Source organism: Thalassovita aquimarina (assembly GCF_018219815.1).
GTDB classification, from domain to species: Bacteria; Pseudomonadota; Alphaproteobacteria; order Rhodobacterales; family Rhodobacteraceae; genus Thalassobius; species Thalassobius aquimarinus.
Window position 1 is genome coordinate 61,718 of record NZ_JADMKU010000017.1, and the last position, 21,188, is coordinate 82,905.

Annotated in this window: 20 protein-coding genes; 10 read left to right on the forward strand and 10 right to left on the reverse strand. The window is 61.0% G+C overall.

Features of this window, described 5'->3' with window-relative positions:
- Nucleotides 1-233 precede the first annotated feature (233 nt).
- The 5 genes from IT775_RS16425 to dctP form a co-directional block, all read right to left on the reverse strand.
- Nucleotides 234-1,745, reverse strand: coding sequence for a malonate--CoA ligase (locus IT775_RS16425; RefSeq protein ID WP_212702310.1), 1,512 nt, complete (start codon nt 1,743-1,745; stop codon nt 234-236).
- A 4-nt stretch (nt 1,746-1,749) separates the two neighbouring features.
- A complete protein-coding gene (locus IT775_RS16430) occupies nt 1,750-3,003 on the reverse strand; it encodes a malonyl-CoA decarboxylase domain-containing protein (protein ID WP_212702311.1) in 1,254 nt (417 codons plus the stop codon).
- Complete coding sequence (locus tag IT775_RS16435; protein ID WP_212702312.1) at nt 3,000-4,316, reverse strand: TRAP transporter large permease; 1,317 nt, start codon at nt 4,314-4,316, stop codon at nt 3,000-3,002. Before IT775_RS16435 ends, IT775_RS16430 begins: the two co-directional genes overlap by 4 nt.
- 2 nt (nt 4,317-4,318) lie before the next feature.
- A complete protein-coding gene (locus tag IT775_RS16440) occupies nt 4,319-4,864 on the reverse strand; it encodes a TRAP transporter small permease (protein ID WP_212702313.1) in 546 nt (181 codons plus the stop codon).
- A 66-nt stretch (nt 4,865-4,930) separates the two neighbouring features.
- Complete coding sequence (gene dctP / locus IT775_RS16445) at nt 4,931-5,917, reverse strand: TRAP transporter substrate-binding protein DctP (protein ID WP_212702314.1); 987 nt, start codon at nt 5,915-5,917, stop codon at nt 4,931-4,933.
- A gap of 134 nt (nt 5,918-6,051) precedes the next feature.
- Here dctP and IT775_RS16450 point away from each other — a divergent pair, with 134 nt between their 5' ends.
- Nucleotides 6,052-6,708: a GntR family transcriptional regulator gene (locus tag IT775_RS16450; protein ID WP_212702315.1), complete on the forward strand. Its 657-nt coding sequence runs from the start codon at nt 6,052-6,054 to the stop codon at nt 6,706-6,708.
- 457 nt (nt 6,709-7,165) lie between these two features.
- Here the strand turns inward: IT775_RS16450 and IT775_RS16455 are convergent, their stop codons facing one another.
- The 4 genes from IT775_RS16455 to IT775_RS16470 form a co-directional block, all read right to left on the reverse strand.
- The gene (locus tag IT775_RS16455) at nt 7,166-7,552 is read right to left on the reverse strand and encodes a transposase (RefSeq protein ID WP_212702316.1); all 387 of its coding nucleotides are present in this window, start codon (nt 7,550-7,552) and stop codon (nt 7,166-7,168) included.
- A gap of 172 nt (nt 7,553-7,724) precedes the next feature.
- Entirely contained in the window at nt 7,725-8,063 is a 339-nt protein-coding gene (locus IT775_RS16460) for a RidA family protein (protein ID WP_212702317.1), read from the reverse strand.
- Nucleotides 8,064-8,132: 69 nt separating this feature from the next.
- Nucleotides 8,133-9,536 (reverse strand): FGGY-family carbohydrate kinase, encoded by a 1,404-nt coding sequence (locus tag IT775_RS16465; RefSeq protein WP_212702318.1) that lies wholly within the window; start codon nt 9,534-9,536, stop codon nt 8,133-8,135.
- A gap of 14 nt (nt 9,537-9,550) precedes the next feature.
- On the reverse strand, nt 9,551-10,528 hold the full coding sequence (locus IT775_RS16470; protein ID WP_212702319.1) for a phosphotriesterase family protein: 978 nt from the start codon (nt 10,526-10,528) through the stop codon (nt 9,551-9,553).
- Nucleotides 10,529-10,700: 172 nt separating this feature from the next.
- Here IT775_RS16470 and IT775_RS16475 point away from each other — a divergent pair, with 172 nt between their 5' ends.
- The 9 genes from IT775_RS16475 to IT775_RS16515 all read left to right on the forward strand — a co-directional run bounded on the left by IT775_RS16475 (nt 10,701) and on the right by IT775_RS16515 (nt 20,149).
- The gene (locus IT775_RS16475; protein ID WP_212702320.1) at nt 10,701-11,615 is read left to right on the forward strand and encodes a phosphotriesterase family protein; all 915 of its coding nucleotides are present in this window, start codon (nt 10,701-10,703) and stop codon (nt 11,613-11,615) included.
- A gap of 15 nt (nt 11,616-11,630) precedes the next feature.
- Complete coding sequence (locus IT775_RS16480; protein ID WP_212702321.1) at nt 11,631-12,353, forward strand: creatininase family protein; 723 nt, start codon at nt 11,631-11,633, stop codon at nt 12,351-12,353.
- A 51-nt stretch (nt 12,354-12,404) separates the two neighbouring features.
- The gene (locus IT775_RS16485) at nt 12,405-13,271 is read left to right on the forward strand and encodes a MurR/RpiR family transcriptional regulator (RefSeq protein WP_212702322.1); all 867 of its coding nucleotides are present in this window, start codon (nt 12,405-12,407) and stop codon (nt 13,269-13,271) included.
- 129 nt (nt 13,272-13,400) lie between these two features.
- The gene (locus tag IT775_RS16490) at nt 13,401-14,474 is read left to right on the forward strand and encodes an ABC transporter substrate-binding protein (RefSeq protein WP_212702323.1); all 1,074 of its coding nucleotides are present in this window, start codon (nt 13,401-13,403) and stop codon (nt 14,472-14,474) included.
- A gap of 117 nt (nt 14,475-14,591) precedes the next feature.
- On the forward strand, nt 14,592-16,085 hold the full coding sequence (locus tag IT775_RS16495; RefSeq protein ID WP_212702324.1) for a sugar ABC transporter ATP-binding protein: 1,494 nt from the start codon (nt 14,592-14,594) through the stop codon (nt 16,083-16,085).
- Nucleotides 16,082-17,071 (forward strand): ABC transporter permease, encoded by a 990-nt coding sequence (locus tag IT775_RS16500; protein WP_212702325.1) that lies wholly within the window; start codon nt 16,082-16,084, stop codon nt 17,069-17,071. The genes IT775_RS16495 and IT775_RS16500 overlap by 4 nt, the downstream gene beginning before the upstream one ends.
- Nucleotides 17,068-18,042, forward strand: coding sequence for an ABC transporter permease (locus IT775_RS16505; RefSeq protein WP_212702326.1), 975 nt, complete (start codon nt 17,068-17,070; stop codon nt 18,040-18,042). Before IT775_RS16500 ends, IT775_RS16505 begins: the two co-directional genes overlap by 4 nt.
- On the forward strand, nt 18,042-19,541 hold the full coding sequence (locus IT775_RS16510; protein WP_212702327.1) for a xylulokinase: 1,500 nt from the start codon (nt 18,042-18,044) through the stop codon (nt 19,539-19,541). The genes IT775_RS16505 and IT775_RS16510 overlap by 1 nt, the downstream gene beginning before the upstream one ends.
- Nucleotides 19,538-20,149 (forward strand): 2-dehydro-3-deoxy-6-phosphogalactonate aldolase, encoded by a 612-nt coding sequence (locus tag IT775_RS16515; protein ID WP_212702328.1) that lies wholly within the window; start codon nt 19,538-19,540, stop codon nt 20,147-20,149. Before IT775_RS16510 ends, IT775_RS16515 begins: the two co-directional genes overlap by 4 nt.
- Here the strand turns inward: IT775_RS16515 and IT775_RS16520 are convergent.
- A complete protein-coding gene (locus IT775_RS16520; protein WP_212702329.1) occupies nt 20,134-21,180 on the reverse strand; it encodes a cupin domain-containing protein in 1,047 nt (348 codons plus the stop codon). The genes IT775_RS16515 and IT775_RS16520 overlap by 16 nt on opposite strands.
- Nucleotides 21,181-21,188: the final 8 nt, after the last annotated feature.

Sequence of the window (21,188 nt, forward strand, 5' to 3'; positions counted from 1 at the left end):
GAAACAGACTTGAAGGTCGCCCGCGACGTGCCAACGTTGCCCCAGCAAGTATGGGCGGCGAAGCGGCCCTTCGCTGCAACAAGGTTCAAAGACAGCTTTGCGTAGGTAGCGGACATTGTAGCTGGTGCGAACGGCCATTATTCGCTATGCGCAACAACCGCAGTGAAAGATCGCTTTGGTCCTCCGTTACCCGAAACATGACGAGAGCCCACTTCGGTGAGGACGGACCAGTTCTATGCAAACATGTTCTTGTAGCGGTCCCGCAGCTGGTTCTTCTGAACCTTGCCCATGGTATTGCGCGGCAATTCATCCAGTACGACCAGTTTTCGGGGATGCTTGAAGCGGGCAAGTGCCGGCTTGATCGCCTCCATCACGGAATCGAGGTCCGGCTCCTGCCCTGGTTCGGGGACTATGACACCCAGAACGGTTTCGCCGAAATCGGGATGCGGCAAGCCGATGACCGCGCTTTCCAGAACGCCGGGCTGTTCATCCAGCACGAGTTCGATTTCCTTGGGATAGATATTGTATCCGCCGGAAATGATCAGGTCCTTGTTGCGGCCGACGATGTGAACATATCCGTCTTCGTCGACCTTGCCCAAGTCGCCGGTGATGAAGAACCCGTCTTCACGCAATTCGGCGGCAGTTTTCTCCGGCATCTGCCAGTAGCCTTTGAACACGTTGGGACCGCGCACCTCGATCTGGCCGATTTCCCCGCTGGGCAGGGGGTTGCCCGTGTCCGGATTTGTGATCTTCAGTTCAATCCCGGGCAACGGAAATCCGACAGTCCCCGCGCGGCGTTCGCCCTGATAGGGGTTCGAGGTGTTCATGTTGGTTTCAGTCATGCCGTAGCGTTCAAGAATCCGGTGACCGGTGCGTTCCTCGAACTGGACATGCGTTTCGGCCAGAAGCGGGGCTGATCCCGAAATGAACAGGCGCATGTGCCGGACCCGGTCGCGGGTGAACCGTTCATCCCCCAGAAGGCGGGTGTAGAAGGTCGGAACGCCCATCATCGTGGTCGCGTTGGGCAATTCCTCGATGATCCTGTCCAGATCGAACTTGGGCAAGAAAATCATGCTGCCGCCCGCAGCCAGCGTCACGTTGGTCGCCACGAACAAGCCGTGAGTGTGGAAAATCGGCAGCGCGTGAAGCAGCACGTCCTTGTCGGTGAAGCGCCAGTAGTCCACGAGCGTGCGGGCGTTCGACAGCAGGTTGTCCTGCGTCAGCATCGCCCCTTTCGACCGCCCAGTGGTGCCCGAGGTATAGAGGAACGCGGCCAGGTCATCGCCGGACCGGGCGACCGTTTCATAGGTTTTCGGCAGGTCTTCGGCCTTTTGCGTCAGCGATCCGCCGCCATCCGCGTCCAGCGTGTCCAGCTTGGCCCCAAGGCCTTTGGCAATCGGGGCAAGCGCGGCCTGCTTGGCGCTGTCGCAGACGATCAGGGAAGCGCCGCTGTTTTCGATGAAATAAGTAAGCTCGTCGACCGTGTAGGCGGTGTTCAGCGGCAGGAAGACCAGCCCCGCCTGCGCGCAGGCGGCATAAAGGGCCAGCGCTTGGGGCGATTTTTCCACCTGAACCGCCATCCGGTCGCCGGGTTTCAGCCCAAGTTGCCCGGTCAGATGAGCGAACTGCGCGGCCTGTTCCAGGAAGGCCTGATGGGTCAGGACCGACCCGTCGGCCAGATGCAGAAAGGGCGTCTGCTTTCCGGCGTGAATTCCGAACAGGCCATCATACAAAGGGTTCGTCATTGAGTTACCTTTCCTTTGGCAGCGCGAAAGCTTCGGTGCCGGCCAGAGCGAGAACCTCGCCCGTTGCCGGGACTTTCTTGGTATTTGTGAATTCTGCGTGATTCTGGGCGATGTTCGACAGGTCGTAGAGATAGTTGACCATCGTCCCGCCGGACTGGGAGATGCCCTTGTCCGAGATGTCGGCCTGCGCATGGACCGCGTGGATGATCGCGCCATTGCCCAGATGGAACCGGGCCACCGGATCGTAGGGCAGACCGCCGTCCGTCTTGGCGTGGACAAGGTAATTGGCGGCCAGTTCCCGCATCCGGGCTGTATCCGACGGTTCCCAGTCCTGCCCGGTTTCGCGCAGCCATTTCACCAGTCCCGGTATCGGCGAGAGGGTGACGAACGTCTTCTGCCCCGCCAGTTCCTTCGACAGTTTCGACACCACTTGCTTGATCAGCGAATTGCCGAAGGAAATGCTGGCCAGACCCGCCTGGCAGTTGGAAATCGAGTAGAAAACCGCCGTGTCCGCCTCTTCCGCCATCAGGGGCGCGCGGTCCTCGGCCAGAAGCGCCTGGATCGACGACGGGATGCCCTGCGTCAACGCCACTTCGACGAAAATCAGGGGCTCGTCAGGCATCGCGGGGTGAAAGAACGCAAAGCAGCGGCGGTCCGCCGGTTTCAGGCGGCGGCGCAGATCATCCCAGCTGTCAATGGCGTGGACGGCTTCGTATTCGATGATCCTGTCGAGGATGTTCGCAGGGCTTTCCCATGTGATCGGGCGCAGCACCAAGAAACCCAGATTGAACCACGACATGAAGAGGTGCCGGAAATCCAGGTCCAGCGCGGCCAGTTCAGGTTCCTTGCCCCCCAGCCGCAGCAGATCGGCCCGCATGCGCACCAGCATGCGGGTTGCACCGGGAACGCGGTTCAGACGGCGGATCAGTTCCTGCCGGGGCGGTTCTGCGGCCATCATGAACATCCGATAGGTCGCCTTCGATGGTTCGCGCTCATAGGCATCAAGCGTCGTGCGCAGCGTCTCGGGATCGATGTTCATCCCCCGCGCGACATGACGGAAGAACCCGAGCTTCCCTTCGTCATCGAGGTCTTCGAAAACGGCAAGGATGTTCCCTGCCAGCTTCAAGCCCGTGGTCTCGTCCTCCGAAACGATCAGGGCATCCGCTAGTTCGGTGATCGGGCGCGTATCCGGCTTACCCAATGGGCGCCGATATCGTCGCTCGAACACCGTGGACAGCAGATCGGCGAGCAGTGTCACAACGACGCTCCCATCACGACTTCCGGCAGCCAGGTGGCCAGCCCCGGGAACAGGCACAGCAGGATGATCGCGATGATCATACAGGCGACATAGGGCAACGATCCGGCAAGGATGGTCTTCAGAGAAATATCGGGGGCGATGCCGTTGATCACGTAGAGGTTCAGGCCAACGGGCGGCGAGATCAGGCCGATTTCCATGTTGATGGTCAGCACAACTGCGAACCAGATCGGATCGAACCCCGCCGCGGTGATGATGGGCAGGAGGATCGGGGCGGCCATCAGGATCACGGCTACCGGCGGCAGGAAGAACCCCGCGATCAGCAGGAACACGTTGACAGCCAGCATCAGCACCCAGCGGTTCACATCCAGCGTGCCGATCCATTCTGCGATCGACTGGGTGATGAACAGCGAACTGAGCATATAAGAAAACACGCCGGCGGCGGCAATGATGAATAGGATCATCACGCTTTCCTTGGTGCTGTCTCGCAAGACGACCCAGATAGCGCGGGGCGACCACATTTTGTAGATGACCATTGCGATTACGAGGCACAACAGGGCACCGACAGCAGCGGTTTCAGACGGTGTGGCGACGCCGCCATACATGGCATAGAGCACGCCCAGAATGATCAGAAGGAAGGGAAGAACGCGGGGCAGGATTTCGAACCGTTCGGCCCAGCTGTAGCGGCCTGCACCAAGACTTTCGGCTTCGCCGGAGCGCCATGTGGAATATAGCGACCACGCCATGAACAACCCCACCAGCATCAGACCAGGGATGACGCCGGCCAGGAACAGGCGGCCAATCGAGGTTTCGGTTGCGATGCCGTAGACGATCATCGTCACCGACGGCGGGATGAGGATACCCAAAGTGCCGCCGGCGGCGATGGACCCGGCGGCAACACCGTCGGGATAACCGCGCTTGCGCATTTCCGGAATGCCCATCTTGCCGATCGCGGCACAGGTGGCGGGCGACGATCCCGACATCGCGGCGAAGAGGGCGCAGGCCCCGAGGTTCGAAACGACGAGCCCTCCGGGAACCCGGGTCAGCCAGCGTTCAAGCGCCTCGTAGAGATCGGCCCCCGCGCGGGTTGAGGAAATGGCCGATCCCATGATGATGAACATTGGAATCGACAGAAGGGCGAAGTTGTCGAGTTTTCCGAACAGAATCTCGGGCATCAATTCCAGCGACCGCATCCCATCGAAGGCGACCAGAAAACCGGCCGAAACGATCAGCAGCCCCATCGCCACCGATACGCCCGAAAACAGCACAAGGATTGTGACGAGGGCAACCAGCCCTCCAAGAACGAGCGGGTCCATTTTCAGCTTTCCAATCCGAAAGGTTTATCGATGCCCAGAATAAGCGCGACGAAATCGGCCACCAGTTGCAACATCAGCAGGGCAAAGCCGACCGGCAGCGACAGATAGGGTATCCAAAGGCGGACACCCCAGACCGTGTCGGACCGCCATCCACGGTCGAACGCGAAGTGCCAGAATTCATAGGCATACCAAAGCATCAGCCCGGCGATCCCCACCGAAACGACCGAGGTGACCAGCGCCAGAACGAAACGGGCGCGGCGTGGTAGTGTCAGCGGGATCAGATCGACATTCACATGCCCGCGCAACCGCTGGACATAGGGCAGCCCGACAAGAGTCGCCGAAACGACAAGGTAAATGACAGCCTCGGTTTGCCAGACAGTCGATCCGTTCAGAACGAAACGAATGATGATCATCTGGACGGTGATCCCAACCGCGGCGACAATCATCGCGGCCGAGCACCAGCCTGCCAGGGTGGACAATGCGGCAACGGATTTCAGGAAAAGATTGCTGCCGGAATGCGCTATCGCGGCGTTGCTGTGTCCCGCCAAGGTCGCCTCCTGTGAGTGTAGGAATTCAGGAATAAGCGGGCGGCTGTCGCCGCCCGCGCTTGAGGGTCATTCTACGGCGAGGGCCATATCAAGCAGGGCCTGCCCATCGGGCACCTCTGCAACGAATGCCTTGTACGAGGTTTCCTTGGCCAGTGCGCGCCATGCATCGAAATCGGCTGCACTCATCTCGGCGATTTCAACGCCTGCATCGCGGAAGACCTGTTCGGATGCGGCATCTTCTTTCTTGGCTTCTTCAAGATAGAAGGCCTGCGCCTTGGCGGCGGCGGCACGCAGGGCGTTCTGCTGGGCTTCGTTCAGACCGTCGAAGGTGCTCTTGTTCATCAGCATGGGCTGATACATGAACCAAAGCGCATAGTCGCCCGCGGGGGTGTAGCACTTGACCTGTTCATAGATTCGGTAGGACACGAAGGAGGACGACGAGGTATTCGCGGCCTGAAGAACGCCGGTCTGCATCGCGTTGTAGATTTCGGACGATGCCATGGAGGCGATCGACGCGCCCGCGCCGGCCAGCATCTGTTCGAAGGCCTTGCCCGCCGCGCGGGTTTGCAGGCCCGCGACATCCTCGGGCTTGGTGATGCACTTGTCCTTACCGGCGAAACCGCCAGCCAGGTAGCCGTGGACCAGAACCATCACGTCGTCCTGCGCCATCTTCTCTTCCAGCGCCTCCATGAAGGGCGAGGCGCTCAGCCGGGCGGCGTGGTCGTGGTTCTTCACCAAGCCGGGCATTAGGGTCAGGTTATAGGCGGGTTGCTGGCCGCCTGCATAGCTCAGCGGCAGGACGGTCATGTCCAGCTGGCCGCGGCTTAGCGGCTTGTACTGCTCGCGGGGCTTGAACAGCGACTTCGATCCGAAGATCTTGATCGTCAGGTCGACATCCGCCGCGGCGACTTCGTCGGCTACGATCTGCGCGACCTTGTGACGGACATCTTTGTTGGACCACTGGTGCGACAAGCGCAGTTCGGTTGCGTTAGCCAAGCTTGCTGCACAGACGAGCGCCAGCGCAGTTGCGGCTGTTTTCAGCGTGAATTTCATAATTTCCTCCCTTTGTCTCTCCGGGTAGACCGGCGACTCGCGGAAGGTATGCGAATGTTGTTTTTTAAGTCAAGCATTCTGTATACAAGAAGTGCAGCATTGAATTCAAAGAAGCAATCGTTAGAACTAAACTCATGACGAAACCCCGCGCAGAAAATATTGCCGAAGAGCTGGAAGAGCTGATTTTCAACGGCACCTTTTCGAATGGTGACCGGCTGGACGAAATCAGTCTCTCGGAACAATTTGGCGTGTCGCGAACCCCGATACGAGAAGCCTTTCACAGGCTCGCCCTGTCAGGTCTGCTGGAACTGGTCCCTCGCCGCGGGGCCTTTGTGCGTCAACCTGGGCCGGTAGAGCTTATGGAAATGTTTGAGGTGATGGCCGAACTCGAAGCGGTCTGCGGACGTTTAGCAGCAAGACGGATATCGCCACAGGCGCTGAAAAAATTGCGCGAGGCGAACACCAATTGCAAGACGGCCGTCGAGAACAATGATGCTGACACGTATTACGCCGAAAACGAAAAGTTCCACAAAATCATCTACAAACAATCGGGGAACAGTTTTCTGGAGCAAGAGGCATCCAAGCTTCACAAACGCCTGAAGCCATTCAGGCGGCAACAGTTGCGCCTGCGTGGACGGATGGAACAGTCGATGGCTGAGCACGAGACAATCGTCGAAGCCTTAATTATAGGTGACACGGAAAAAGCGGCGAATGCCCTGCGTGGCCATGTGGCGGTTCAGGGGGAAAGATTCCAGGACCTGATGGCGAGCCTGAAAGACGCTGCGGAATAATCATCGCTTTGATCTATTTAGAGATACAACGCGAAACGAAATGATGCATATCACCTAGCGTCAGTGGCCAATGCAAAACATTGTCGGCATACATCTCAATCTGCCTTAGCTTCGTGATAATTTTCTCTGGCTTGTGTTGTTTCGTAGCGGTTTTGGCCCACCGTTGTCCTGAACATAAAGGTGGACCAACTCAGTGAGTGAGGATATCACGTAGCACGACAGTGTCTGTTGAGAAACCACCGAGGCGTGCATATCTATCCGAACCTCGTCCTTTTCTGGCAGCGGACGTTCGCATCCACCTGTTCCAACGGCCGCTTTGCGCAGGTAGCGCTCTTTGCAAACTGGCGCGAAAGGCCCTCAGCGCCCCCCTTGGCACATCGCCAACCGTTGCGAGATGGGCGGGGAAGCCTAGGTTGGTCCTCCCCCACTGAAGTGGTCCACAGTTAAGTTCAGGAAACTAGCGGCAACTCAAAACGAGCTTCCGGGCGACGGCTGTGATGACAACCTTATGTGGTTTTCCGGCGGCGCGAAGACGGTCGGCGAAAATCTTCAGGACTGGGTTGTGATGGCTTGCGACGAGGGCCGCTTGGAACATCACATCCCGCAACAAGCGCCGTCCACCTGCAATGGCGCGCTTGCCGCGCATGGCTCCACTATCATGTGCGATGGGCGCGAGGCCGGTGAGGGCTGCGGCCTGTTCCCCCGAGATTTGGCCGAGCTCGGGCATTTCGGCAATCAGCATGGTGCTGGTGACGGGGCCGATCCCAGGGACAGACCGCAGAATGCCCGCAGTCGTGGCAAGGCCTTTATCAAAGGCGATAGTCTGCTCGATCTGCGCGTCCATCGGTGAAGGCTATGATACCGCCCTGCCCACCTCAAGCCGGGTTCCTCTGACAGAGCCTGTAATCCAGATCGCAGATCGCGCAGAATAGCGATTATGTTAACAAAATGTGACAGATAGCGCGCCGCGCCGTCACCACTGGGGTAACGCGTGATTTCGGCCTGATACGCTGCGCCTAGTAGGCCGCGGTCACGATGACTTCGACCAGAAGCGACGGGCGGGCCAGCTTCGCTTCACCGCAGGCGCGCGCAGGCGCGTGGCCCTCCGGCACCCATGCGTCCCAGACTTCGTTCATCGCGGCGAAGTCGTTCATGTCGGCGAGCCAGATGGTCGTTTGCAAGATGTTCTCGCGCGATGATCCGGCCTGCTCGAGCAGCGCATCGACTTTGGCGAGGCACGCGCGGGTCTGTGCCGCTACGTCTGCGCCCTCGGCGGTCTGGCCGGCTAGATAGGCGGTGCCGTTGTGTTTTACTATCTTGCTCATCCGTGCCTTGGTTTCGATCCGTTCGATCATGGTCTGTCCTTTAATGCTACGAGAGTTCGGGCGGTCCTGCGACCCTCCGGTTATCAGAAATGGGATGGATCAGCCCCGCAGCGCTACGGCCTCGGCCCGACGCGCTGCAAGCTTTTCACCCCGCGCCGGATCGCTCTGCCACCCCGGCGCATGGGGGGGCGCGGAAAGATCGATGCCCAGCCCCCGAAAGCCTAGTATCGCTGCGCCGATAAGTGACAAATCCTCGTTCGCGGGCCGGTTCAGGTCACGCCCCAGAGTATCACTGATCGTCTGTCCCCAGCCCGCAAGCCGCGCCCCACCGCCGCCAAGACAGGTGCGCAAGGGATCTATGCCTGCACGCTCCAGGGCGTCGATGCTGTCGGCCAGGTCGAAGGCCACTCCCTCCTGAAAGGCTGCGATCAGATCGATTATGTCGTGCTCAGCCGACAGCCCCGTAATCCTGGCCCGTTCGCCGCGGTCGAACCGGGGCGAACCTGAGCCGAGCAGATAAGGCAGGACCAGAGGCAGGCTCCGGTCCGGACGGGCTGCGGCCATCTGTGACAGGCGGGTGAGCCAGGGGTTGCGCGCTTCGACCGTGCCGGACAGACGGTACAGCCAGTCAAGCACCGCTCCCCCGTTAAAATGCGAGGCGAGGGCGAAACTTCTGCCGAATCCGTCGAGGTGATACGTGAGCTTGCCGACGAGATCTGGCTGCACCTTGGGCACCGCGGCGAGAACCGTTGCCGCCGTTCCGATGGTAATGGCCGCGTCGCAGTCTTGCCCAAGACCCACGCCGATGGCGGCGGTTCCCATATCGCCCGCACCCACGATCAGCGGCACGCCCGCCGGCAGTCCCAGTACGTCAGCCCAGTGGTCGTTGAGTACTCCGTCCAGTGCATCTGCGGGTAGGGCAGGAGCGCATTGGGCTGGGGTCAGCCCGGCACCGGACGAAAGCACGGGGTCGCAGGCGTCGGCTCCCGCTCTAATCAGCAGGAAGTTCGCCAGATCGCTGGGATCCGAGGCGAGCGTGCCGCCCATGGCGATCCGGAGCACGTCCTTGGGGGCAACAACCACGGCGGGTTTCGCCCCTTGGGCCAGCGCCTGCACGATCTTGGCGCGCCCGAAATGCGTTCCATCAAGGTTGCCGGACCGCGCTGCGATGTCCGGATCGTCCGAGAGGAACCCGGCGCATTGCGTATCGGCCAGCGTCCTGACTGGCGCGATGGGCAGGCCCGAGGTGTTCACCAGGCATGGGGCGCTCATATGGCCGGTAAAGACTATGGCGTCGACTGCCTGGCCGGCCCCATCGACCGCTGTACGCCCCGCACGGGCCATGGCCGAAAGCCAGTCCTCGGCGCTCTGCTCCGCCATACCTGGCGCGTCTCGGGCAGTCGGCACAGGGGCGCTGCCGACCGCGACAACCTCGAGACTCTCGTCTACGACGCCCGCCTTGAGCGATCCTGTCCCCAGATCTATCGCCAGCACCCGTGCCATGAGACGCCTTCTGATCAGGCTTCGCGGAAAGCGAAGGCCTGCTGGGGGTTCACCACAAAGAACTTGTGGAGCAAAGCCTCGCCGTCGAAGCCTGCCTCGCCCGCTTCCTCGATGAACCGGGGGCGCCACTTTTCTAGGATGAAACCCATACCAAGACCGCCTTCTCCGTAGCTCGCGAACATTGACCGCCGGGCGATGTCGCCGCCGACCATGATCTGATCTTCGTGACCCCTGCGCACCAGATCGAGGATGCAGCGCGTGCGCACGTCTTCCGAGTGATATTTCGCCCGAGTGATCCCGTCAAAGGACAAGAAGACACCCGTCTCAGCCACCTTGCGATGCAGCCAGGGGTCGGGATTCCGGTCGAGGTGAGCGATGGTCAGGTAACGGGGGTCGATCCCCTCTTCCGCAACGATCTCCAACTGCTCCAGTGGCATGGTGCCCATTTCGGTGTGCGAATGGATCGGCGCGCCGGTTTCCTTGTGGGCGTCGAGCACCCCGCGCATGATCTTGACCTCACTCTCGTTCATCGTGTTGTAGCCGGTTCCGAACTTGACCACGCCGCCACGCACGTCGGTACCGTCCATGCCCTCGGTTACCTCACGCACTACATGGGCGCGGACTTCGTCGCGGGACATGCCGTCGATCCACTGCTGGAAGGTAATGTCGCGCCCCGGTATTTTGGCTGGCCACATGATCGACTTGTTGAATCCCGCCGTTGCGATGATCTTCACCCCCGCATCGTTGGCAATGCGCTTCACTACGCCGACGTCGCGGCCATAGTCGATGGCCGTTGCGTCGTAGATGGTCGTCCCACCCGCCGCCTTGAACAGGTCGAGTTCGGCCTTTGATGCCTCGGGGCTGTCCAGAAGCAGGTCCGTGTCTCCCTTTTCTTTCCACAGGGCGGGGACGCAGTAGATGTGATCGTGGCAATACACAGTCCCGAGCTCCGAGACGTCTACATCACCGTTGACTGTACGCGCGAAGGGCATGATTTTCTCCGTTTTGCGGCTTTATGAAAATATTTTCCAAAACATAAGCATCAATATATTAAATGATTATTTCGGTTATAGTCGTCAATAAGAAAATTATTGCAATTTATAAAGCTCGGCGCTAGCGTCAGGCTGAATCATCCGAGCGAACGCATTGAGCAAGGAGCGCCATATGGCCAACATCCGCACCGTGAACGGAGACATCTCCGCCGAGGGGCTGGGGCTGATCTACAGCCACGAACACCTGATCACCTGCCCTCCTGCGGTGCAGAAAGATCGCGATCTGGAGCTGGCGAGCTACGAATGCTCACTTCAGGAACTAAAGAACTTCCGCGATGTAGGCGGCACGCTTTTGGTCGAGGCGACAACCCTTGACTATGGCCGCGACCCGGCCAAGATGGCCCGGATGTCGAAAGAGGCGGGCGTACCGGTGGTGGCTGTCTCGGGCTTCAACAAGGCAGCTTATTTTCCACTCTGGGTCGAAACGACACCGGTGAACGAGATCGCGGATAAGATGATCCGCGACGTGAGCGAAGGCATGGACGGAGGGCCGCACAAGGCGGGGCACCTCAAGTCAGGCGGCAGCTACAACTTTATCCACCCGCTCGAGGAAAAGACCACCCGTGCCGTGGGGCGCGCCCACTGCGAAACCGGCGCGCCGATCTGGCTGCATACGGAAGCAGGCACGATGGGAAACGAAATGCTCGATATTCTTGAGGACGAGGGCGTCGACCTATCCCACGTCGTCATCGGCCACTGCGATCGCAACGCTGATCCTTATTACCACAAGAGCATCGCCGACCGGGGCGCACATGTGCAGTTCGACGGTGTGAGTAAGGTGAAATACTATCCCGACTGCATCCGCATCGCTTCCATCAAAGCCATGCTCGACGCGGGCCATGGTGCGCGGCTTTTGATCTCGGGCGACATGGGGCGCGCGTCATACCTCGCCGGTTACGGCGGCGGGCCGGGCTTTTCCTATATCGCTACCAAATTCATCCCCCGGATGCGTGACGAGGGTATACCGGAAGCAGCCATCGAACAGATCTTCAAGAAAACGCCTGCCGACTGGCTGGCAAAGTTCTAAACGGGGTTAACGAGTATGACTGTAGAGGCAAGATTCCTTTCGCGTGATGCCTTTGCCGAGCGCATCGCCAAGTTTCCCGTGGCAATCCTACCCCTGGGCGCCACCGAGCAGCACGGCCATCATCTGCCCCTCGGCACCGATACCATCCTCGCCGAGCACTTCGCGGTGAGGGTGGCCGAGGCCACCGGCGCCACCGTCCTGCCTGCCATGCCTTTCGGCTATTCGTGGGTCTGGCGCGACGATGCAGGCAGCGTGACGCTCGACCAACAGGTGATGGAAGACGTGATCTGCAATGTCGCGGAGAGCATGGCTCGCCACGGCGTGAAACACCTGATTATGATCAACGGGCATGAGGCGAACTCGGCCACGATGAAATACGCGACCCGCCGGGTGTGGGACAATCCCGATATCAAGGTTTGGCGCCTGTTCTATCCGAACCTCTCGCAGGAGCTGGCGGCCCATTGCGAAAGTCCGACGTGGCATGGCATCGTCCACGCCTGTGAGTTCGAGACTTCGCTCATGCTCGCTATCGCGCCGGAGACGGTCGAGATGGACAAAGCGGTAGCCGAATACCCTGATCGCGACCCCGCCTATTTCTATGGAGGTCGGCCGATGGGCGAGCTTTCGAAAAGCGGCGTCTTCGGCGATGCAACCAAGGGTACGGCGGAAAAAGGGCGCGCGATGATCGAGGTCTTCACCAAACATATGATCTCCATGGTTAAAGACATTTGTGCCTGACCGGCGGACTGCCGATAATGGCGGGGCAGAACCGGACAAGGAGGCCTGCCAGTGAACGACATCTTCAGCCGTATCGGAAAGCTACTGCCTGACCTGAAGCGGGCGGAACGCCGGATCGCAGAACTGATCCTGTCCGACGTCGACCTCGTCTTGAAGGGGTCCATCACCGAGGTCGCAGACGCGGCCTCGGTTTCAGCATCTTCGATTACCCGATTTTCCCGGATGCTGGGGGTCGAGGGGTTCAAGGACCTGAAACTGTCGATCGCTCAAGCGAAAAGCGCGCAAAGCCCCTTCGCCCACCAGTCCGTGCAAGATTTGGACGAACGCGCCATCGCGGGCGGGCAACTTGAAGAGATGTACCTCCAGCAGATCACCGCAAGCCTGCGCTCGACCTATGCCTCGCTCGACGCCGAAGCACTGACTGACGCCATCGCCGCGTTACGTTCGGCCCGACGAGTGCGACTCTTTGGCGTGGCGGTCTCGGGCCTTATGGCGGAAGAGGCGGCTATGCGGCTCATGCGGCTGGGACTGGACGCCTGCTATATCGGCGACAGCCACTTCCGTCGGATTTCCTCGACGCTGCTCGGGCCTGGGGATGTTGCGGTCGTCGTATCGCATACCGGCCGGTCTCAAGAGACAGTTGAGGCCGCCGAAATTGCTCGCGGCGCGGGAGCCACGGTTATCGGAATCTCGGCCCCGCACAACCCGCTGACCCAATTCTGCGATATACTGATCGGGGTCTCGGTTTACGAGGAAATCGACATCTACACGCCGTCGATTTCGCATTTCTCCTATCACTACGTCATCGGCCTGATCGCTTTTCACATTGGTCAATCATCGAAGCTGAATCGCGACGAACTGCTTGATAAGATCAAAGGCGGGCTTGCCTGGGGTCAGATCGAGGCTTCGCAAAAATAAAAATAATTTCCAAAAAAAATATCTATTTAAATCAGAATGATAACAATAATAAAATTTTTTGAGGAAATCTTTACAAAATTTCCATCTTCGCTAACGTGGACCTTACCAATAGGAATTCGAGGTCATAAAATGCTCAACAAAATCTCGGCTGCGCTAGTCGCCACCTTGCTCACCACCAGCGCTCTTTCAGCACAGGACATCACCCTTCATGCCGACATCGGCCCAACGGCAGGATCGAACGTTGTCGACGTGTCCAAGTACGAAGCTAAGCGCGACGGCTCTTACATCGTGGGCTTTTCGAATGTGGCCGTCTTTAACAGCTGGGCAGCGCAGCTTGTGGAAGAGGCCGCCTACCGCGCCTCGACCCTCTCACAGGTCAAACGCTACATCGTGACGGATGCAAACGGCGATCCGTCGAAGCAGGTCGCCGACATCGAGGATATGCTGGCCCAAGGCGCCGACGCCATCGTCGTCAACCCAACCAACCCTGTCGCGCTAGTCCCTGTGCTCGAGAAAGCCTATGATGACGGCGTGGTCGTCGTGGTCGTCACCGCCGACGCCAACACTGACAAGGTCACCGCCCGCATCATGGCCGATCAAGTCAAGTTCGGCGTGGACGGCGGGCAGTTTCTCGTCGACGCAATGGGTGGCGAAGGCAAGGTCATCGCGCTGCGCGGCATCGCGGGGCTCTCAGTAGACGACGACCGTTTCAACGGAGCGGCGGACGTGATCGCCAAGGGCGGCGACATGGAGATCATCGCCGAGGAATACGCTGCATGGTCCTACGATCAGGGCCGTCAGGCCTGCGAAAGCCTTGCGCTCGCGCATCCCAAAATCGACGGTGTCTGGTCGTCGGGAGGTGCGATGACGCAGGCCTGCGTGGAAGTGTTTAACGAGTTTGGCCGTGACCTCGTCCCGATGACGGGTGAAGCGAACAACGGCTTTTTCCGAACCTGGAAGGAAAATCAAAACAAGGGCTTCGACTCCATCGCCCCGCAGAACCCGACCTGGGCTGTGGGTGAGGGCATTGCGCTCGCAGTGGCGATCCTCGAAGGTCAGGAGGTCTACGACTACTACGCTGTGACGGCGGCCCCCTATACCGCCGAAGATCTGGACGCCCTCTACCGTCCTGATCTCAACGACAGCTATTGGGTCGGCTCGACACTTCCGGAAGAAAAGCTGCAAGCACTTTACGGAAACTGAACTTCGTGGGCGTGCGGGCTTCCCTTTCCGCGCGCCCTTATTATGATGGTGGCATCGCTCCCTAGCGGGCTGCCCCGATCCCCTGACAGAACCGCCGGCGACCGAATCCTTATGACGATGCCCCCCACCATCGAGGTCACGAACCTCTCGAAAGCCTTCGGTTCGACGCAGGCGCTCTCGGCCATGCTGTTGACCGGCCTGCCCGGCGAGGTACATGCTGTCATGGGCGAAAACGGCGCGGGCAAATCGACGCTGATGAAGGTGCTCTCCGGCGTGCACCGGGCCGATACCGGCGAGGTGCGGCTGAACGGTGCGCCTGTCAGTTTCCACACTCCGCGCGACGCTCAAGAGGCGGGAATTTCCACGATTTTCCAGGAGTTTTCGCTGCTTCGGAACCTCTCCGTGCAGGAAAACCTCTTCCTCGGCAAAAACGGCATCCCTGCCCGCGAACAGCGTGCGCGCTGCCAAGAGGTGCTCGCACGCCTCGGGCTCAACATACGCCCAGAAACTGCGGTCGAGGCGCTGAGCGTAGGCGAACAGCAGATGGTCGAGATCGCCAAAGGCCTTCTGGCTGACGCCAAGGTCTTCATTTTCGACGAACCCACGGCCGCGCTCGCTGCGCAAGAAGTCGAGACGCTCTTCGACCTCATTCGCCGCCTCGCCACCGAGGGGTGTACGATCTTTTACGTCTCGCACCGGATACCGGAAATCTTCGCGATCTGCGACCGGATCACGGTGATGAAGGACGGTTGCTACGTTACCACGCTGACCACCGCCGCCACGGATCACGACGAGGTCGTCGAGGCCATGGTGGGCCGCCCGTTGGAAGAGCTTTTTGCCCCTCGGGCCACCCAGTTGGGGCAGCGCTTGTTACATGCCGACCAGCTTGAAGGCGACGACTTGCCCGCCCCGGTGTCGCTGACCCTGCACGCGGGCGAGATCGTCGGTCTGTCGGGGCTTGAAGGCCAAGGTCAACAGGCGCTAATGCGCCTGCTCGCGGGCTTCGCCCCCGCCACCGGCGGCGCATTGCGACTGGGCGCGGATCAGGTGGACCAGTTAGACGCCCGGCGCCGCATATCGCTGGGTCTGGGCTTCGTTCCCGAAAGCCGCAAGGACGACGGGCTGTTCCCCTCGCTCTCGATCCTTGCGAATATGGAAACGGGATCGGTCGCACCGCGAGGATTGTCCGCATGGTTCACCAAGCCCCGCGCCGCAGTGGAGGCTGTCATGCGCGACCTCTCAGTCAAGGCTGAAGATCCCTACCAGAACGTCATGCAACTGTCCGGTGGCAACCAGCAGAAAGTCGTTCTTGGTCGCTGGCTGGTCGCGGGCACCCGCGTTCTACTTTGCGAAGAGCCCACGCGCGGCGTCGACGTCGGGGCCAAGCGCGAAATCTACCTTCGCCTGCGTGAATTTGCGGCAAACGGCGGCACCGTCTTTGTCTCTTCGCGCGAGATGCCGGAACTAATCGGCCTCTGCGACCGGATCGTGGTCATTCGCGAAGGCCGTCTCGCTACCGAGATGCCAGCGACCGAAGCCACCGAGATCAACTTGCTGGCCGCGGCGATCCCTGGTCAGGAAGACGCCGCCCGAACGGAGACCCCGGTATGAGCGACAGCACCTTAACCTCCTCCGCTACCTCGCGCCTGTCCTTGCGCGATCGCTTTTTACTTGACGCCCGCTGGTATCGTCAGCGCGGCGCGGCATTGTCGGCGCTGACCTTTGCCGTGATCTTCGTGGTGCTGGCCATCGCGCTGCCTGGTAGCTTTCTGACCGGTCGGAACTTCGGCAACCTTCTAGGACAGTTGCCCCCGCTCTTCATCGCCGGCATCGGACAGACTTTGGTGCTGCTCGGTGGGGGCTTCGACCTTTCGGTCGGTTCGGTTATCAGCTTAACCTCGGCCATCCTCGCACTGCCCCTGCACTGGAGCGCGACGGTCCCCATGGCCCTCGGCGCGGCCATCGCCGTCGGGCTGGTCAATGGCTGGGGCATCGTCAAGATAGGCGTCCACCCGATCATCATGACACTGGCCACATCCTCTATCGTACAGGGCATTGCGCTCACGCTCCTTCCTGTGCCCGGTGGTATCGCTCCCGCCCCGCTGGTCGCAATGGTCCGTGGTGATGTGTTAGGCCTGCCGCTCGGCGCGCTCTGGGTGCTCGTGATCGGGGCGCTCGCCATCGGGCTTACTCATGGTACGGGCTTTGGACGTGCGCTTTACGCGGTGGGGGCGAATCCCGCCGCGGCGCGGCTCTCAGGACTGCCGGAGGCGCGCATCCGCATTAGCACCTATGTCATCTCTGCCTCCAGCGCCGCCGTAGCGGGCATGTATTTGACCGCGCGCCTTGCGTCGTCCGACCCCAATGTGGGGAGCGCCCTTGGCCTCGACAGCGTGCTAGCCGCGGCGCTTGGCGGGACGCTTCTGTCGGGAGGCATCGGCGGGCCCATCGGTACCGTATTCGGCGTTGGCATCATCGGTCTTCTTAACAACGGCATGAACCTCGCCGGTATTTCGCCCTTCTACCAACATATCGTGAAAGGCACGATGCTAATCGTCTCGGTCAGCCTGTTCCGCCGCAAGGAGGTCGGACTATGACCGACGTGATCCAGGCCCCCACCAAACCCTCGGCCGCCCGCCGCATGCTGCGTACCATCGCCCATTGGCCGCCCGCCTTCTGGGGCTTGATCGCAGTACTGCTCCTCGCAGCCTTTACTCAACCGCATTTTTTATCGGTCCCCTTCCTCATGATCCTGCTCCGCCAGGCCGCTCCCCTTGGCATCGTCGCGCTAGGACAAACCTTTACGATCGCCAACCGGTCACTCGACCTTTCGGTGGGCGCAGTGATCATGCTGGTCAACATCCTCGTCTCCGACCGGATATTCCTCGGCTTCCCCGCCGTGATCCCGATCAGCGTGGCCCTACTGGCCGGGGTCGCTGTGGGCCTCATCAACGGTCTGCTCATCACGGTGCTCCGCGCATCGGCGGTCGTGGTGACGCTCGGCACGGCTTCGGTCGTAACTGGCATCGGCTACCTGATTTCGGGCGGCGCACCGGGCAACGCGATGAGCGACACGATCAAATATATCGGCCGAGGTCGGATCGAGCTATTCCCCGTATCGGGTCTGTTCTGGATCGCCTCCGCCATTATCGCATGGATCATTCTGCGCAAGCTGGTGTTCGGCCGGTTCATCATGGCGGCTGGCGATAACCCCTCTGCCGCGCATTACAGTGGCATCCCGGTGACCCGCACCCTTCTCGTCTCGCACATCATGTCGGGCGTTTTTGCGGCCCTTGGCGGGCTGATCCTGTCGGGGCTGATCGGCGTTGGCTCGCTGGGTCTGGGCGCGGATTACGTGCTCAGCTCCATCGCTGCCGTGATCCTTGGCGGGGCGGTGTTTGGCGGCGGAGCGGGCGGAGCTGTGGGCACCGTGCTCGGCACCATGCTGCTTATCATGATCCTCAACTTGCTCACCGTCTTCGGCATCGACGAGGCGGGCAAGCTTGTAGTGCAGGGCCTTGTCATCGCCGTGGCCGCGATCATTTATCAGAAGAGCGCCGCCAGATAATGTGCGATAGAGAAGAGCTCATCGCCCCCTTCCTCGCGTTAGGTATCGACTTCGGTACCTCGGCGGTTAAGGCGGTCGCAATGACCAAGCGGGGCGACGTGGTGGCCGAAGCATCGGCCCCCTACCCCACCCATCGCCCCAGTGGAGACGTGGCCGAGCAGTCGCCCGAGGATTGGGAAAACGCCATGGTCACGGTCTGCCGGGCGGTCGCCGCGCAAGTGGATCCGGAGCAGATCAGTGCCATTGGGCTCGCCGGGCAACTCAATGGCATCGTCCGGAGCAACGCGTCAGGCGACCCCATCGGTCCCGCTCTGATCTGGCTCGATCAGCGGGCCGAGGCTGAAACTCAAGCGCTCGCCCGGGCCTTCGGTGACGACCTCTACGCAACCACCGGCAACCGCGCGAACGGCATCTCTGTGGCCCCCAAACTGCGCTGGCTGGCGGACAATGGCCTTCTCGCCCCGCGTACTCTCGTGATGCAGGTTAAGGACTGGATAGGCCTGCGCCTAACGGGACAGGCTCAGACCGAGCGGAACGAAGCCTCCGGTACACTTCTCATGCGCTTCGACGAGACCGAGTGGGACGAAGGCCTCTGCGCTTGGGTAGGCATCCAATCCAGCGACCTCCCGCCGATCGGCGCGGCCACTGACCAGCTCGGCGTCCTTCGACCAGAAATGGCCAAGGCGCTCGGTCTCATCCCTGGCACCCCGGTGGTGATCGGTTCGGGCGACACCGGTGCGCTAGCGGTCGGCTGCGGCGCCTATGCCCCCGGCACGGTCGCGGTGACTTTGGGTACCGCTGGCCATGTGGTCGCCGCCAGCCCCTGCCCACCCGCACAAGAGGTGCGGGGCATGTGGCGTATGGGACATGTGACGCCCGACCGTGAACTTTGGCTGGGCCTTGTCCCTGCCGGTGCCCTATCCATGGAATGGCTGCGAGACGTCTTCGCGCTCGGCGGCACCCGCCCCGACTTCGACAGTCTCGAGGCCGCTGCGAGGGGCGTGGACCCAGCGACCGTGCAGGCCATGTTCCTGCCATTCCTTGCCGGCGCCGGCACCCCTTGGAGCGCCCCCGCCCATGGCACGTTGTCCGGCCTCGACCTGACCCAAGGCCCCGGCCACCTGATCCACGCGGTGCATGCCGGGGTGGCACATGCAGTCGCCGCCTCGCTCGACGCTTTCCTCTCGGCGGGTCTCAACATCGGCCAAATCCGGCTTGCCGAGGGCGGTGCGCGTTCGCCGATCTGGTGCCAAACGGTCGCGGATGTGACCGGCCGCGACGTCGAAGTGCTGGCCCATGGCGACACCTCTGCCGTGGGCGCAGCTTTACTGGCTTTTGCGGGGCTGTCGGACGATCCTACGACTGCACTCGATAGCCTTATCGCGGATGCCGTTCGCCCGGTGCATAGCTACCGCCCCGACCCGGCCCTCCACCGATTCCACCAATCCCGGCACGCCGAATTCATGGCCCGCGCCGCAGAGGAGATCGCCCCCCGATGACCAAGCCCGACTTCAGCGACATGATCGCCATCCTCCGCGGTGTTACCCCCGACAGCGTCGTGTCAATCTGCGAGGTGCTGGTCGAGGCGGGTATCGGCACCATTGAGGTGCCGCTCAACTCGCCCGAGGCCTTCCGCTCTATCGAAGCGGCCGCGCGGGCACTCGGCGATCGGGCGACGTTTGGCGCCGGCACGGTTCTGCGGGCCGAGGACGTCGACCGGGTGCGCGACGCGGGCGGCAAGATTATCGTCTCGCCCAACACCGACGTCTCGGTCATCGCACGCACCATCGCTTTGGGTCTGCGCAGTTTTCCCGGCGTCATGACCCCCACAGATGGATTCAAGGCATTGGCCGCCGGAGCGGATGCGTTGAAGCTCTTTCCGGGCGAGATTATCGGCCCTGCTGGTCTCAAGGCGATGAAGGCAGTGTTTCCCGCAGGAACGCAGCTTTATGCTGTGGGAGGTGTCCAGCCGGAGAACGTAGAGAAATGGCGGGCGGCCGGGGCATCGGGTTTGGGCATCGGGTCCGCTCTCTTCAAGGCTGGCGACACCGTGCGCGACACCGAATGGCGTCTGGCGGCCTTCGCCAAGGCTCAGGGGGCGGTCTGAGGTTCTTCGATAGCGGCGCCGGTGTTCACGGTTGTGGCAGGCGTCAGCAGAACCACCTCGCAGGTTTCTGTGAGCGCGACGGGGCAATGCTCGACGCCATGCGGGACGACGATAAACTCGCCTGCTTCGATCACCTCCTCACGGTCACGGAACCGCATGAGAAGTCGCCCGCGATGGACAAGAAACAGCTCATCGTCATGTTCGTGGAAATCCCAGATGAAGGCTCCTTCAAATTTCGCGAGCTTGATTTGCATGTTGTTCACCTGACCGGCGACACGCGGTGACCAGGTTTCCGAGAGCGTAGTAAAGGCTGCATCAAGCCCTTTCTTTCCGAAGGGCGACAGATGCCCATTGAGATTGGCAACATCCCGAAGAATAGCGGTGAGCTGAGCTTCTAGTCCTCTACCGTCGGCCGGATATTCCTCGTCCAGGGCAGCCGTACCGATAGTGAATCCGGCTGCTCCGGCCCTGTGAACGGCGGCGATGCGATCCTTATCGGCGATGGAGCCCGCGACGATAACCGGCTTGCCTACGGCATCGCAGACTGCCTCGATCAACTCAGGCCCGTTCTGATCCGGTGACCGATAGGCGAGTAGATCTAGGCCATGCACGCCCTTCCGAGAGGCAAGATCCCGTGCGTTCGCTACGATTTCCTTGATGGTGCCTTCCAGCACACTCGGATGCCCGGTGATTTTTCCAGGGAAGGGGTAATATTCGAGCCCGCTGCCCGCCAGCACCGGCAGAACATCATCGACGCGCGTGCCGCCGAGAAGGATACCCACACCTATCTCGACCGCCGCGCGTGCCGATGCAACTTCGCTATCCCGATCGAGCGAGACGACTTCGAGATAGGACGTGGCCCCCTTGGCCTGAATCGCCTTGTTCAGCGCTCTCAAGTCCTCGACTGGCAGACCGACATCCTTGAATCCGATGTGACGCACGCCGAGTGACAGCGCCGTTTCCAGATGTGTCATGGCATCGGTGACGGTCTTGTCGTTGCGGGTGAGCATGAAAATGAAACGCAACCCCATCAGGCGGC

What these genes read in the sequence shown, in the direction of transcription:
- IT775_RS16425 (WP_212702310.1), bottom strand. Translation starts at nt 1,745, where the DNA reads ATGACGAACCCTTTGTATGATGGCCTGTTCGGAATTCACGCCGGAAAG.
- IT775_RS16435 (WP_212702312.1), bottom strand. Translation starts at nt 4,316, where the DNA reads ATGGACCCGCTCGTTCTTGGAGGGCTGGTTGCCCTCGTCACAATCCTT.
- dctP (WP_212702314.1), bottom strand. Translation starts at nt 5,917, where the DNA reads ATGAAATTCACGCTGAAAACAGCCGCAACTGCGCTGGCGCTCGTCTGT.
- IT775_RS16450 (WP_212702315.1), top strand. Translation starts at nt 6,052, where the DNA reads ATGACGAAACCCCGCGCAGAAAATATTGCCGAAGAGCTGGAAGAGCTG.
- IT775_RS16455 (WP_212702316.1), bottom strand. Translation starts at nt 7,552, where the DNA reads ATGGACGCGCAGATCGAGCAGACTATCGCCTTTGATAAAGGCCTTGCC.
- IT775_RS16460 (WP_212702317.1), bottom strand. Translation starts at nt 8,063, where the DNA reads ATGATCGAACGGATCGAAACCAAGGCACGGATGAGCAAGATAGTAAAA.
- IT775_RS16465 (WP_212702318.1), bottom strand. Translation starts at nt 9,536, where the DNA reads ATGGCACGGGTGCTGGCGATAGATCTGGGGACAGGATCGCTCAAGGCG.
- IT775_RS16470 (WP_212702319.1), bottom strand. Translation starts at nt 10,528, where the DNA reads ATGCCCTTCGCGCGTACAGTCAACGGTGATGTAGACGTCTCGGAGCTC.
- IT775_RS16475 (WP_212702320.1), top strand. Translation starts at nt 10,701, where the DNA reads ATGGCCAACATCCGCACCGTGAACGGAGACATCTCCGCCGAGGGGCTG.
- IT775_RS16480 (WP_212702321.1), top strand. Translation starts at nt 11,631, where the DNA reads ATGACTGTAGAGGCAAGATTCCTTTCGCGTGATGCCTTTGCCGAGCGC.
- IT775_RS16490 (WP_212702323.1), top strand. Translation starts at nt 13,401, where the DNA reads ATGCTCAACAAAATCTCGGCTGCGCTAGTCGCCACCTTGCTCACCACC.
- IT775_RS16495 (WP_212702324.1), top strand. Translation starts at nt 14,592, where the DNA reads ATGCCCCCCACCATCGAGGTCACGAACCTCTCGAAAGCCTTCGGTTCG.
- IT775_RS16500 (WP_212702325.1), top strand. Translation starts at nt 16,082, where the DNA reads ATGAGCGACAGCACCTTAACCTCCTCCGCTACCTCGCGCCTGTCCTTG.
- IT775_RS16505 (WP_212702326.1), top strand. Translation starts at nt 17,068, where the DNA reads ATGACCGACGTGATCCAGGCCCCCACCAAACCCTCGGCCGCCCGCCGC.
- IT775_RS16510 (WP_212702327.1), top strand. Translation starts at nt 18,042, where the DNA reads ATGTGCGATAGAGAAGAGCTCATCGCCCCCTTCCTCGCGTTAGGTATC.
- IT775_RS16515 (WP_212702328.1), top strand. Translation starts at nt 19,538, where the DNA reads ATGACCAAGCCCGACTTCAGCGACATGATCGCCATCCTCCGCGGTGTT.
- IT775_RS16520 (WP_212702329.1), bottom strand. Translation starts at nt 21,180, where the DNA reads ATGGGGTTGCGTTTCATTTTCATGCTCACCCGCAACGACAAGACCGTC.